This is a genomic window from Candidatus Pelagibacter sp. PS_43, assembly GCF_059417795.1.
In genome coordinates this window covers 746,133-759,113 of sequence record NZ_CM182066.1, presented here as the reverse complement: position 1 = coordinate 759,113, position 12,981 = coordinate 746,133, and the positions used below count along the sequence as shown (strand labels likewise).

Annotated in this window: 18 protein-coding genes; 14 read left to right on the top strand and 4 right to left on the bottom strand. The window is 32.1% G+C overall.

The annotated features are described in order from the left end of the window. The first annotated feature begins 14 nt into the window (after positions 1-14). Together AC5SLL_RS04205 and AC5SLL_RS04200 are read left to right on the top strand one after the other, a co-directional pair. Positions 15-512 carry a DMT family transporter gene (locus AC5SLL_RS04205; RefSeq protein ID WP_494587066.1) on the top strand — a complete coding sequence of 166 codons (498 nt, stop codon included), beginning with the start codon at positions 15-17 and terminating at the stop codon, positions 510-512. Next, the gene (locus tag AC5SLL_RS04200; protein WP_494586207.1) at positions 509-673 is read left to right on the top strand and encodes a hypothetical protein; all 165 of its coding nucleotides are present in this window, start codon (positions 509-511) and stop codon (positions 671-673) included. The genes AC5SLL_RS04205 and AC5SLL_RS04200 overlap by 4 nt, the downstream gene beginning before the upstream one ends. Here AC5SLL_RS04200 and AC5SLL_RS04195 read toward each other — a convergent pair. From AC5SLL_RS04195 to AC5SLL_RS04185, 3 genes are all read right to left on the bottom strand, one after another. Next, on the bottom strand, positions 670-1,215 hold the full coding sequence (locus AC5SLL_RS04195) for a hypothetical protein (RefSeq protein WP_494572711.1): 546 nt from the start codon (positions 1,213-1,215) through the stop codon (positions 670-672). The two genes, AC5SLL_RS04200 and AC5SLL_RS04195, sit on opposite strands and share 4 nt — an antisense overlap. 149 nt (positions 1,216-1,364) lie before the next feature. Next, a complete protein-coding gene (locus tag AC5SLL_RS04190) occupies positions 1,365-2,723 on the bottom strand; it encodes a glycine cleavage T C-terminal barrel domain-containing protein (protein ID WP_494572710.1) in 1,359 nt (452 codons plus the stop codon). Continuing rightward, positions 2,716-3,492 carry a methylenetetrahydrofolate reductase gene (locus AC5SLL_RS04185; protein WP_494586206.1) on the bottom strand — a complete coding sequence of 259 codons (777 nt, stop codon included), beginning with the start codon at positions 3,490-3,492 and terminating at the stop codon, positions 2,716-2,718. Before AC5SLL_RS04185 ends, AC5SLL_RS04190 begins: the two co-directional genes overlap by 8 nt. Positions 3,493-3,545: 53 nt before the next feature. Between AC5SLL_RS04185 and AC5SLL_RS04180 the strand changes: the two genes are divergently transcribed. The 7 genes from AC5SLL_RS04180 to AC5SLL_RS04150 are packed head-to-tail and all read left to right on the top strand — an operon-like array spanning position 3,546 to position 7,567. Then, complete coding sequence (locus AC5SLL_RS04180; RefSeq protein ID WP_494586205.1) at positions 3,546-4,739, top strand: aromatic ring-hydroxylating oxygenase subunit alpha; 1,194 nt, start codon at positions 3,546-3,548, stop codon at positions 4,737-4,739. Between the two features lies 1 nt (position 4,740). Further along, positions 4,741-5,148, top strand: a complete 408-nt coding sequence (locus AC5SLL_RS04175) for a P-loop nucleotide/nucleoside kinase family protein (RefSeq protein ID WP_494572707.1) — start codon at positions 4,741-4,743, stop codon at positions 5,146-5,148. Next, positions 5,148-5,522 carry a cytidyltransferase gene (locus tag AC5SLL_RS04170; protein ID WP_494586204.1) on the top strand — a complete coding sequence of 125 codons (375 nt, stop codon included), beginning with the start codon at positions 5,148-5,150 and terminating at the stop codon, positions 5,520-5,522. Before AC5SLL_RS04175 ends, AC5SLL_RS04170 begins: the two co-directional genes overlap by 1 nt. Continuing rightward, positions 5,506-6,291, top strand: coding sequence for an enoyl-CoA hydratase (locus AC5SLL_RS04165; RefSeq protein ID WP_494586203.1), 786 nt, complete (start codon positions 5,506-5,508; stop codon positions 6,289-6,291). The genes AC5SLL_RS04170 and AC5SLL_RS04165 overlap by 17 nt, the downstream gene beginning before the upstream one ends. Continuing rightward, positions 6,291-6,728 (top strand): CoA-binding protein, encoded by a 438-nt coding sequence (locus AC5SLL_RS04160; RefSeq protein WP_494586202.1) that lies wholly within the window; start codon positions 6,291-6,293, stop codon positions 6,726-6,728. The genes AC5SLL_RS04165 and AC5SLL_RS04160 overlap by 1 nt, the downstream gene beginning before the upstream one ends. After that, complete coding sequence (locus AC5SLL_RS04155; protein ID WP_494572703.1) at positions 6,729-7,148, top strand: YeeE/YedE family protein; 420 nt, start codon at positions 6,729-6,731, stop codon at positions 7,146-7,148. Beyond that, the gene (locus tag AC5SLL_RS04150) at positions 7,145-7,567 is read left to right on the top strand and encodes a DUF6691 family protein (RefSeq protein ID WP_494586201.1); all 423 of its coding nucleotides are present in this window, start codon (positions 7,145-7,147) and stop codon (positions 7,565-7,567) included. The genes AC5SLL_RS04155 and AC5SLL_RS04150 overlap by 4 nt, the downstream gene beginning before the upstream one ends. On the opposite strand, the gene AC5SLL_RS04145 is transcribed toward AC5SLL_RS04150, so the two are convergent. After that, positions 7,525-7,722, bottom strand: a complete 198-nt coding sequence (locus AC5SLL_RS04145; RefSeq protein ID WP_494572701.1) for a DUF4170 domain-containing protein — start codon at positions 7,720-7,722, stop codon at positions 7,525-7,527. The genes AC5SLL_RS04150 and AC5SLL_RS04145 overlap by 43 nt on opposite strands. 36 nt (positions 7,723-7,758) lie before the next feature. Here AC5SLL_RS04145 and AC5SLL_RS04140 point away from each other — a divergent pair, with 36 nt between their 5' ends. From AC5SLL_RS04140 to AC5SLL_RS04120, 5 genes are read left to right on the top strand one after another with little or no spacing between them, the layout of a single operon-like run. Continuing rightward, on the top strand, positions 7,759-8,328 hold the full coding sequence (locus AC5SLL_RS04140) for an NAD(P)H-dependent oxidoreductase (RefSeq protein WP_494586200.1): 570 nt from the start codon (positions 7,759-7,761) through the stop codon (positions 8,326-8,328). Continuing rightward, on the top strand, positions 8,273-8,773 hold the full coding sequence (locus tag AC5SLL_RS04135; protein ID WP_494586199.1) for a hypothetical protein: 501 nt from the start codon (positions 8,273-8,275) through the stop codon (positions 8,771-8,773). The genes AC5SLL_RS04140 and AC5SLL_RS04135 overlap by 56 nt, the downstream gene beginning before the upstream one ends. Positions 8,774-8,832: 59 nt before the next feature. Further along, positions 8,833-11,265: a GcvT family protein gene (locus tag AC5SLL_RS04130; RefSeq protein ID WP_494586198.1), complete on the top strand. Its 2,433-nt coding sequence runs from the start codon at positions 8,833-8,835 to the stop codon at positions 11,263-11,265. Then, positions 11,265-12,014: an electron transfer flavoprotein subunit beta/FixA family protein gene (locus AC5SLL_RS04125; RefSeq protein ID WP_494586197.1), complete on the top strand. Its 750-nt coding sequence runs from the start codon at positions 11,265-11,267 to the stop codon at positions 12,012-12,014. Before AC5SLL_RS04130 ends, AC5SLL_RS04125 begins: the two co-directional genes overlap by 1 nt. Continuing rightward, complete coding sequence (locus AC5SLL_RS04120) at positions 12,014-12,967, top strand: electron transfer flavoprotein subunit alpha/FixB family protein (protein ID WP_494586196.1); 954 nt, start codon at positions 12,014-12,016, stop codon at positions 12,965-12,967. Before AC5SLL_RS04125 ends, AC5SLL_RS04120 begins: the two co-directional genes overlap by 1 nt. The last annotated feature ends 14 nt before the right edge of the window (positions 12,968-12,981 follow it).

Below are 12,981 nucleotides of genomic sequence, written 5' to 3'. Positions count from 1 at the left end.
TTAAAACTTTTGGAATTTTAATTGGTTTTGCAGGAATTATTTATTTATTTTCTGACGACATACTGATTAATGATAACAATTTTATTTCTGCATTATTAATCTTACTTGGATCAACATGTTATGTTGTTGGTGGCGTTCTAACCCTTAAAATTAGTAAAAAGAAAAATGAAAATGTAACAGGATCTATATTAATTTGGGCTGTTTTAATTTTACTACCTTTAGTTTATTTTTTTGAAAAGCCTTGGAACTCAGTACCCAGTATAGAGTCCACAATATCAGTAGTTTATTTAGGAATGGTTTCAACAGGAGCTGCTTGGTTGTTAAGATTTAAAATTTTAAAAAATAATGGATTAATATTTCAATCCCAAGTCTCTTATTTGATACCTATTTTTGGAATTATTTTAAGCTACATATTTTTAGATGAATTAATTACTGATAAAGTTTTAGTATCATTATTTGCAGTACTAGTAGGACTTTATTTTGTAAAAAAAGCAGGATTAAATAAACCATGAATAAAGATGATAAAGGTAAAGTAGAAGAAGACTTTGAAGAAATTGATAATTTTTGTGAAGAATGTAAAAAAGAAGACGAATGTGTTTCTCAAAATTTAATTTTAACAGGATTTAAAATTTGCAGTTCTTGTAAAACTTCTAAAACAATATTTCCAATTTAGCTGATATTGCTTATAGGCAAACTGTTCATTTTACTCATAACAAAAGATATTGAAAGAAAAGCAATTATTAAAAATGCTAAAAAGACTATTCCAAATGATTTAAAATTAGACTTAAGATTTAAAACTTGTTTTGTTGAAATGATTAATCCTGCAAATATCCAAAACTGAGTTAGAAATATTATTGGGATCATTAAATCTGGAGTTACAGCAAAAAATCTTAAAAGCCCTGGTGCATGAGCATAGCCAACTGCTGTTAATACTTTTTTAAATGAAACTTTTGTCTCCTTATCTGGAAATAATTTTACACCGATCACATAAATAAATAATCCCCATACAAACCAAGTAAGAATGGCAGTTAAGCCAGACATTGCAACAGCAGTTTTAATAACAGTGTTTGCAGCAACTGCCCCAGCTAAACCATCCAATATCATGATAAGACCAGCAAAGTATACTGCTGCCTCACCAAAGTTTTTATTATCTTTGTAGAGAGATTTATCTAATTTAATAGACCTGACAACAATATTTAAAAATTGACCAAACATTATTTATTTTTTTTACTATTTTTCTGAGCTTTGTAAGAAACAAATAGTGGAAAGAGTATTAAAGCAATTACAATTATTATGCAAACTACGATTAGGAATGTTTTTGTCATTATTAGTGGGGGAGAATAAGTCTCCCCCCAATAATTAATTTAACCTTTAACGACTTCTCTAGTGTTTGCGTTATAAGATTCTGTAAATGGAATATCCACTACCACAGCATCAACTGGTGTTCCTGGTGCGTCAGAATATTTAGCAGGTAAATGAACTTTGTACTTAGTTCCAACTTTACCCTTAGGGAAACCATTAGCATTTAATGTTCCATCAAATGGCACATATCCCATTGCTATATTTTGACCTTTTTCAGGGTGATACCAAGGAGATGTGATAAATCCTACAGGATCTCCACCGCTTTCAGGTGACACTAACCAAAAGTCAGGAGCGTATTCTTCAATTGGTTTTCCACCCAACTCAAGACCTACTAACTGAAGTTTGTAAGGTTTTTTACCAGCCTTAAGTTCTGCACCCATTTTCTCTAAAGCAGCTTTTCCAACATAGTCAGCTTTTTTATTCCACTCACCTTTACCTGAAAGTGACACTTGATAACCAAGGTTACACTGGTAAGGGTTATGTTGTTGATCCATATCTTGTCCCCAAGAAAGAATTCCAGCTTGAATTCTTCTGTGGTGAGCAGGAGCGATAACCATCAGGCTATGTTTTTTACCTGCAGCAAGAACAGCATTCCACATATCGTCAGCATATTTAGTGGCATCTCTTAAATAAATTTCATATCCAGCTTCACCTGAGAAACCAGATTGTGAAATTACACAACTTCTGCCACCAATTTTTGCTTCAGCTAAACCATAGAAAGGCATATTGTCAAAATCAACTTGATCTCCACAAAGGTCTTTCATTAAAGCTTTTGATTTAGGTCCTTGAATTTGTACCGGACAAACATCAATCTCATCAATAGTACAATTAAACCTTCCATCAGCATTGACACCTTGAAGATACATTCCAATATCAGAGTCTGATAATGAGAACCAAAATTCATCTTTAGAAATTCTAAGAAGAATAGGATCATTTAAAACACCACCATAAGCATTACATAAAATTACATATCTTGCTCTCATGGGTGAGATTTTAGTTGCATCTCTAGTTATAACGTAGTCAGTAAACTTTTCTGCATCTGGACCTTTAACTCTAATTTGTCTTTCAACAGCAACGTTCCACATTGTAACGTGATTTTTAATTGCTTCATATTCAACCATCGCTCCACCATCTTCAGGTTTTACATAACCTCTTGGGTGATAAATACGATTGTATACAGTTGCTCTCCAACAACCAGCTTGCATAGATAAATGCCAGTATGGAGATTTTCTTACTCTTGTTGAAATTAACATCTCAACTTTTGTAGGACCACTTTGTCTTAAGTTATATGGTACTTCACGATCTGATTGATCAACTGAAGTTACATGTTTTAGTTTAGTATAGTCAAATTCATTAGACATAACCATTCTCCTTCAACCACTTGTTAGTTTCCTTCAAGCCGCCGAATGTATAAATGTGGAAGTTACCTGTAAACTCTTTCACTTTCCCAATTAAATCATTAGGGTCTTTAGGTTTCAATAAATCTAATGCCTTACTAAAATTAGATCTAAGAAAATTTATGGAATTTTTCGCCCCAACTATATTAGCAAACTTAATTAAGCTGGATATTTTCATTGGCCCAGTAATTCCCACATGCACTGGTACTGACTGCTTAGAAATGAAATCTAAAATGGGTTGACTATCTAGTAACCATTGAGTCACTATATAATCGGCGTAAGGTTTTTTATCCATCATAGCTTTTTCTAATTCTTTATCGGAAATATCAGGACTACCTTCTGGATGACCTGCTATTCCTATTTTAATTCCTTCAAAAAATCCTGTTTCTAAAATTTGTATTGAACTATCAAATTTTCCAATTGGATCTCTACTACCACCTATTACTAAAGCTTGTTTTGTACCAACATCTTTACATCTTGTGATAAAATCTTTTAATTGATGTTCATCTAAAATTGATCTTGCTGGAAAATGGGGAACTGGATTGAAACCTTTTTTAACTAAATCACCAGATTTTGCTGCGGTTTCTTTATAGTCTCCACCTGGTAGCATAGTCACATAAACATCTTTAACTGGTGGCAATGTTTCAAGATCTGTGTGAGGTCCTACCTCAAGAGAAAAATTCATTTTTTTTTGATCTTTATCTTTTTTGTAAAAGCTGTCAAAGAAATTCATCTTGTGGACAAAGATATTTGTTGCCAAAAAAAATCTCAGTGATAATTTTTTTTATGTCCAAAAATACCAAATATTTTAAACTTTCAGAGATTTTAGATTTGGACAAAATCAGGGTTGTTGGAAACCCTATTGAAACAGCTCATGGCTTACCAAACGAGTGCTATATAAGTAAGGACTATTTATCATTTGAGAGAGAGGCTATTTTCATGAATAAATGGTCAGTAATTGGAGTGGCAAGCTCTGTACCCAATTCAGGAGATGCTCAACCCTATAGTTTGTTAGGCATTCCTCTTATTATTCTTAGAGATAAGGAAAAAAAAATAAGAGTATTTCATAATGTTTGTAGCCATAGAGGATTTAAGCTTATAGATGAGCCTTGTTCATTAAAAAATGTATTGAGATGTCCCTATCACTCATGGGCTTATGATTTTGATGGAAAATTAGTTGCAACACCTCATATTGGAGGTCTGAACATTCATGAAATAAAAAATTTTGACAAATCTTCTAGTAATTTAAAAGAAGTTAGAACTGAAGTATGGATGGATATAATTTTTGTTAATATAAATAATAATGAGCTAGAGTTTGAGGAATATATAAAGCCTCTTGAAGAAAGATGGTCAAAATTTATATCTAAAGAAGACCAAAATTTAATTAAATACTCGAAAGATCATGGGTATTTTAATCTTGATGTTAAATGTAACTGGAAATTCGCTATAGAAAACTACTGTGAAAGTTACCATTTGCCCTGGATACATCCAGAACTCAACAAAGTTTCAAATATAACTGATCATTATCACATACAAGGTCTACCCAATAGATTTGCTGGGCAAGGAACAAATAAATATGATCAACCGGTTAAAGGTGAAAAAAGTTTTAATAATTTTCCAAATTGGCCAGAGGATTTAAAAAAAAAAGCCGAATACATCGCTCTATTTCCTAATGTTATGATTGGTTTGCATATTGATCATTTCTATATTTTTTGGTTGGAGCCAAAATCTATTAGTGAAACAAGAGAGCACTTATTCATGTATTATATAGGTGATGAAAGTGCAAATGGAAGCAAATTAGCTGAAATGAGAAAAAAAAATTCTGAATTTTGGAAAGAAGTAATGAAAGAGGATATAAAAGCTATCGAAGGTATGCAAGAAGGAAGAAATTCTCCTACTTATAATGGTGGAAATTTTTCTCCGATAATGGATAATCCAACCCATCAATTTCATAAATGGGTAGCAGAAAATTTAATATAAAATGAAAATAATTTTAATAATGGGTTTACCAGGCTCAGGCAAGACAACTTTAGCAAATGAAATAGCACCAATGTTAAATGCTAAAAGATTGAATGCGGATGAGGTTAGAAAAGAAGCTAATGATTGGGATTTTTCAGAAGAAGGAAGAATAAGACAATCAAAGCGAATGGCAGATTTTGCAAAAAAATTGAAAGATGAAGGAAATTATGTTGTGGCAGATTTTGTTTGCCCAACTCCTGAGGCTAGAAACTTATTTCCAGCTGATTATATTATTTGGGTAAACACAATAAAAGAAGGACGTTTTGACGATACTAACAAAATGTTTGTAAAGCCTGAAAAATTTGATTGTCAGGTCACAACTCAAGATGCTAAATACTGGGCACCAATAATATTAAAGGAGATAAAATAGTGACTTACAAATGGGACAATAAAAAACCAACTGCACAAATGTTAGGAAGGTGGCAACCATTTCATGATGGTCATTATGCTTTATTTCAGGAAATTATTAAAAAAACTGGACAAGTTTGTATTCAAATTAGAGACGTTCAAGGAGTTGATGATAACCCATTTGATTTTGACACAGTGAAAAAGAATATTGAAGAAAGATTAAACCCAGAGTTTGAAGGTAGATTTAAGGTGATATTAGTGCCAAATATTACAAACATTTGTTACGGTAGAGGAGTTGGTTATAAAATTGAAGAAATAGTTTTATCAGAGGAAATTCAAAAAATATCAGCAACTAAAATCAGAGCTAAAATGAGAGAAGATGGCAAACTTAAGTAATATTAAAGTAAAATTTTCAAATAAAGATATTGCCTCAATCATCATTAATGAGCCAAAAACATATAACGCACTTTCATTTAAAAATTTAAACGACCTAATCAAAGTTTTTAAAAGATTAGATAATAATAACGATGTTAAAGCAATTATTATTGAAGGTGCTGGCAAAGGTTTTAGCGCAGGTCATAACTTAAAAGAAGTGAGTGGATTAAAAAAAAGAGAAAAGTATCAAAAACTTTTTAATCTTTGCTCAAAATTGATGCTTCAAATAGTTGAAGGAAAAAAACCAGTTATTGCAAAAGTTCATGGTGCAGCATTTGCAGCAGGTTGTCAGTTAGTTGCAAGCTGTGATCTTGCTTACAGTACTAATGATGCAATTTTTGCAACACCAGGAGTAAATATTGGTTTATTTTGTAGTACACCAATGGTTGCAGTTAGTAGAAAAGTTAATAGAAAAAGAATGATGCAAATGTTATTAACTGGTGAACCTATTAAAGCAAATTATGCAAAAGAAATTGGACTAATTAATAATCATTTTGCTAAAGCAAAATTAAATAATGAAGTATTAAAAATTGCCAAAACTATTGCTTCAAAATCAAGCCTTACAATTAAAATTGGAAAACAAACTTTTTATAATCAATTAGAAATGCCATTGAGAAAAGCTTATGCATATACGAGTAAAATGATGACTAAAAATATGATGGCAATGGATGCAAAAGAAGGGATCTCAGCATTTTTGCAAAAAAGAAAACCCAAGTGGAAACATAAGTAGTGAAAGACAAAATTAAAGAAATTCTTTCAAACTATAAAACTATAGCAATGGTGGGTGTCAGCAAAGATGAAAAGAAACCATCAACCATAGTGATGAAGTATATGCAAAAATATGGTTTTAAAGTTATTCCTGTTAACCCAAAAGCAAAAGGTGAAAAAATTTTAGGGGAACAAGTTTATGGAAAACTTGAAGATATAAAAATACCTATAGAAATTGTTAATGTGTTTAGACCCTCAAAGGAAGCAATTAATTTTGCAAGAGATGCTGTGAAAATTGATGCAAAAGTTTTATGGTTACAATTGGGTATAAGATGTGAAGAAGCAAAAACTCTTGTTGAAAACAATCAAATCCAATATATTGAAAATCGTTGTACAAAAATGGAATACCAAAAAATTTTTCTAAATATTAATCCAGCATTTCCAGTGTTACAAAATTAAGTGAATATAATTAATTTTACTCCAATTTCTGCATTTCTGGGGGGATCTTTAATTGGTTTAGCAGTTATTATTTTTTTTGTATTTAATGGCCGATTAATTGGAATAAGTGGTATCGCTAGTAATTTTTTAACCTCCAAAGATAATAGGTTTGATAATCTTTTATTTTTAATTGGATTAATTATTGGACCTATCGTTTATAAAATATTTAGTCAGGAAGAGATTAATATTTCAATTTCAAACTCATTTTATTTGTTAGCATTTGCAGGTTTATTGGTTGGAGCTGGTACAAGAATAGGTGGTGGCTGCACTAGTGGACATGGCATCAGTGGCATTGGAAGATTTTCTTTAAGATCAATTGTAGCAACAGTAACGTTTATGATTGTTGGAATTTTAACGGTTTTAGTAAAAAATTTAATATGAATAGAATTATATCTTTAATTTGTGGAATAATATTTGGAATAGGTCTTACTGTTTCACAGATGATAAATCCTGAAAAAGTTTTAGGATTTTTAAATATTTTTGGAGACTGGGACCCATCATTAGCGTTTGTTATGATTGGAGCTTTAGTAATATCCTCACCTTTTTTTCATTTATTTAAGAATAATAAGAAACCAATTTTTGCTGAGAAATTTTCTTATTCAAATAATAAAGAGTTAAATAAAAAATTAATTATAGGCTCATCACTTTTTGGTGCGGGCTGGGGATTAGTAGGTTTATGTCCAGGACCTGCAATAGCATCATTAGCTCTACTAAACTTAAATTCTGTAAGTTTTGTAATCTTTATGTTTACCGGGTTTTATTTGGTTAAATTATTAGATTTAACTACCCAAGCACGATGATAAAAATCATCTATATTTTTTTGAATTAAACTCTTGGCAAAATTATTTGCTTGGGTTTCTTCGAAGGGTCCAAATCTTTTCTCTGTTTCTTTAATGATTGTTTCAATTTTATTTGGGTCTTTATGGATACCAACAATAACGTAAAAATTTTTCATAGATTTTTAATTTTTCTGGTCTATACCATCTAAATTATGAAAAGAATATTTCTTTTATATGGTCATTACAATGAAAAGTCTTTTAATGCGGCTATTAGAGATACATTTATAGAAACTGTTGAAGCAAATGGTAATACAGTTGATTGTGTAGATTTGTACAAAGAAAAATTTAATCCAGTTTTTGCAGGTGAACAAGCAGGAGAGGATGTATTAGATCACAGAAGACGTATTGAAAAATGTGATACTATTGTTTTAATTGCTCCAATTTGGAATTTTAGAATGCCAGCTATTGTAGAAGGTTGGATAGATAAAGTTTTGTCACCACCATGGGCTTTCACATTTAAAAAATTAGTTGGAAATTACGGTTATCCAATGGGAAACTTAAAAGATAAAAAGGCTATAATCTTTTGTACTTATGGGTCTCCAAGATTAGCTATTACAACATTTTTTTTAAACCTGCCTATTAGAAGGTTAAAAAGAGGTGTGTTTCATATGTGTGGCATTTATAATATTGTATACAGAAGATATTTTGCAGTACCGTTTGTAACTGATGAAAAACGAAAAAAATTTCTTGAAGATGTTAAAAGGACGGCAAATAATATATAAGACCTTATTAATTTACTTTCTAAGTTTTACAATTTTACAAGCAGACTTAATAAAGCCCAATAGCAATATTGAGCCATACCAGGTTGTAGAAATTCAGTTAAAAAGTTTACAAAAAAACAATTCTCCGACTATAGATAATGGTATTGAACAAACATGGGAGTTTGCCCATCCTAGTAATAGAAAAAGCACAGGACCTTTGGATAGATTTAAGACCATGCTGAAAGGCAAATCATATAAAATATTATTAGATCATTTAGATCATGAAATTGTTCAAGAAAACCTTACCAATAAGGTAGCTTTGTATGAAGTTAGTGTTCTTGGAAAAGACAAATCCTACTACAAATTTAAATGGCAGGTTGAAAAATATAAAAAAGATGGTCCCTTCAAAGACTGCTGGTTGACTACAATGGTGTCCGCTCCAATGCCCTTAGGATCTTCAATTTAATTTAGAGAGTAAACGAATTTTGTTTCGTTCGTAATGAAAATTTAGTAGGAATCGTTTTAATGAAATCTAAAGCTAAAGTTGTTGTAGTTGGTGGTGGTGTAGTAGGAGTTAGCGCCCTTTATCACCTTGCAAAAAAAGGTTGGTCGGATGTTGTTTTAATTGAGAGAAAAGAATTAACTTCTGGTTCCACTTGGCATGCTGCAGGATTATTACCTTTGTTTAATATGAGTTATTCAGTTGGTCAACTTCACAAATATGCTGTTAATCTTTATAAAAAATTAGAGGAAGAAACTGGAAAAAATGTAGGTTTTAGTGTTGTATCAAATATACGTTTAGCAAGTACTAAAGATAGAATGGATGAGTATCATCAGTATGCAGGTGTTGCCCAAACAATTGGTGTTGACGTAAAATTTTTAACTCCCGATCAGGTAAAAGAAATTTGGCCTTTGTGTAATACAGAAGATTTAATTGGTGCAATCCAACATCCAGAAGATGGTTATATTCAGCCCGCTGATTTAACACAAGCAATGGCAACAGGGGCTAGAAATCTAGGTGCAGAAATTTATAGAAACACAGCTGTTGTAGGAATGAAACAAACTAAAGATGGCTGGATTGTTGAAACAGATAAAGGTGCAATAGAGTGTGAACATGTAATTTCTTGCTCTGGAAATTTTGCAAGACAAACTGGAAAAATGGTTGGCTTAGATATTCCGGTAATACCAGTTGAACATCAATATATCGTAACAGAACCTCATCCAGATATTGTAAAAAGAAAAAAAGATGGTTTACCTGAAATGGGAGTTTTAAGAGATAGTGATAGTAGATGGTATATGAGAGAGGAAGCAGGTGGATTAATATTAGGTCCATATGAAGATGGAGCACCCGCATGCTATGTAGATGGTCCGTCAAAAGATTCTGAATATGAATTATTTCAAGAAGACTTAGATAGACTAGCACCACATATTGAAGGAGCGATTCACCGTGTACCTGCTTTTGGAGAAGTAGGAGTTAAGAAAGTTTATAATGGTGCAATTTGTTATACACCTGATGGAAACCCGATTGTTGGACCCGCATGGGGATTAAAGAATTTTTGGATTAACGAAGGACATAGTTTTGGAATAACAGCAGCAGGTGGAGCTGGATGGCAACTTGCAGAATGGATAGTTGATGGTGAACCAACAATAGATATGCTTGGTGTCGAACCAAGAAGATTTGGTGATTATGTTTCAAAATCATATTTAAAAGAAAAAAATGAAGAAGCATACAATCATGTATTTAAAGTTCATTATCCAGACGAAGAAAGAGAAGCTGCTAGGGAATTAAGAACATCACCTTGTTATGATAGAATGAAAGCCCTTGGTGCAGTTTTTGGTCAAAAATTTGGATGGGAAAGACCTAATTTCTTTGCAGTTGATGGGATGGAACAAAAAGATGACTGGTCTTTTAGAAGATCTAAATGGTTTAAGGCGATAGAAAAAGAATGTAAAAATGTAAAAGAAAATGTTGGTCTTCTGGATATGACGGCATTTGCAAAATGTAGAATTAAAGGATCTGGTGCTGAAGAGTTTTTAGATTATTTAGTTGCAAACAAACTCCCAAAAAAAATTGGCAGAATTGGACTATGTCATGCTCTTAATACTAAGGGTGGAGTGCATTCTGAATTTACAATCATGAAAGAAGCAGAGGGCAGTTATTATTTAGTTTCTGCGGGAGCAAATCAAAGATTAGACCATGACTGGATTCAAAAATGGATGCCAACCGATGGTAGTGTTCAATTTGAAAACTTAACAAATAGCATTGGTGTTCTAGTTGTCTCTGGTCCTAAAGCTAGAGAGTTAATGACTAGAGTATCAAGAGATGATTTTTCAAATGAAAACTTTAAATGGTTAAGTGCAAAAACTGTTGATGTTGGAAATGCACAAGTTAATGCTATGAGAGTAAACTTTGTAGGGGAACTAGGTTGGGAACTTCATCACCCAATTGAATACCAAAATCATATTTTCGATAAATTAATGGAAGCTGGAAAAGATTTAGGTCTTAAGCCTTATGGAATTAGAGCTATGAATAGTTTAAGACTTGAAAAATCTTATAAACTTGTTGGTACAGAATTATCAATCGAATACTCACCTTACGAATCTGGGTTAGATAGATTTATTCACCCAAATAAAGGAAAATTTATTGGATTAGAGGCTTTGAATAAATGGAGAGAAAAAGGATTTTCAAATCAATTGGTTACCTTAGAAGTTCACAACATAGAAGATGCAGATGTTTTAGGAAATAATCCAATTTATGATAATGGAAAAGTAATTGGACGTGCAACTGGTGGAGATTTTGGTTTTAGACTAGGTAAATCAATAGCATTAGGAATGATTAAGCCTGAGATTGCGACACCAGGGCAAAAATTGAAAATTGATATTCTTGGTAAAATGTATGATTGTACAATTTTAGAGGAAAGTCCTTATGACCCAGAAAATAATTTACTAAGAGCATAATGAAAATATTAGTCGCCGTAAAAAGAGTTATTGATTACAACGTCCAAATAAGAGTTAAGGAGGATGGCACTGGTGTCGTCACAGACAACGTTAAAATGTCAACAAATCCACCTGATGATAATGCAATAGAAGAAGCTGTAAAAATTAAAGAAGCTGGTAAAGCCACGGAAATAGTAGCAGTAACTATTGGTGAAGAAAAGGCACAAGAAACAGTTCGTAAAGCATTAGCAGTTGGTGCAGACCGAGGAATTCATGTTAAAATAGATGGAATTGTTGAGCCTTTAGCAGTCGCTAAATTATTGCAAAAAATTGTAGATAAAGAAAAACCAGATTTAGTATTTATGGGAAAACAAGCAATTGATGACGATTGTAATCAAACTGGGCAAATGCTTAGTGCATTATTAAACTGGCCTCAGGCAACTTTTGTATCAAAGATAGACATTAAAGATAATAAGTTAGAAATCATAAGAGAAATTGATGAAGGTTTGGAGACAATTGAAGTTAATGTTCCAGCAGTGGTTACTTGTGATTTAAGATTAAATGAACCTCGATATGCTTCATTACCAAATATTATGAAAGCTAAAAAAAAACCAATCGATGAACTATCAGCAGCAGATTTAGGTGTTGATGCAGCACCAAGAGTTCAACAAATTAAAGTTGAAGAGCCACCAAAAAGAAAAGCTGGAATAAAAGTGTCAAGTGTAGCTGAATTAGTACAAAAACTTAAAAATGAAGCGAAGGTTATATAATGTCTATTTTATTAATTGCTGAACATAATAATAAAGAATTAAGACCATTTACTCTTAATGCAATTACTGCAGCATCACAAATTGATAGTGATGTTCATGCATTATTAATAGGAAATAATTGCTCTGAAGTTGCAAAAGCTTTATCAGAAATACCTTTGGTTAAAAAAGTAATACAAGCTGAAGCTTCTCATTATGAAAATTTTTTGCCTGAAAATTTTACACCATTAGTCGTTAAGGCTTCTGAAAATTATTCACATGTAGTTAGCTCTGCAAATACATTTGGTAAAAATTTAATGCCAAGAATAGCAGCGTTGCTAGACACTTCACAAGTAAGCGATATAATAAAAGTGATTTCTCCAGATACATTTATAAGACCTATTTATGCGGGCAATGCATTTGCAACTGTTAAAAGCAATGATACAAAAAAATGCATAACTATAAGACCAACCTCGTTTGAACCATGTGAAACGTCAGGAGGGTCTGCAACAGTTGAAAAAATAGATGCTGCAGATGAAGTTTCAGTATCAAAATTTATTAAAAGAGAAGAAGTTAAATCAGACAGACCAGAGCTTGGAACTGCAAGAGTTGTGATTTCAGGTGGAAGAGGTATGCAAAGTGGAGATAATTTTAAATTGATTACAGATATAGCTGATAAATTAAATGCAGCAATAGGAGCCTCACGTGCAGCAGTGGATGCTGGGTATATAAGCAATGAACATCAAGTTGGTCAAACAGGTAAAGTTGTTGTACCAGATTTATATATTGCGGTTGGAATCTCTGGCGCAATTCAACATTTGGCTGGCATGAAAGAAAGTAAAATTATTGTTGCAATAAATAAAGATGGGGAAGCACCTATTTTTAGTGTTGCAGATTACGGTTTAGAAGCCGACTTGTTTGAAGCACTTCCACAATTTCTAGAAGAATTGAATAAATTAAACACTATACAAAAATAACAAATAATATAAAA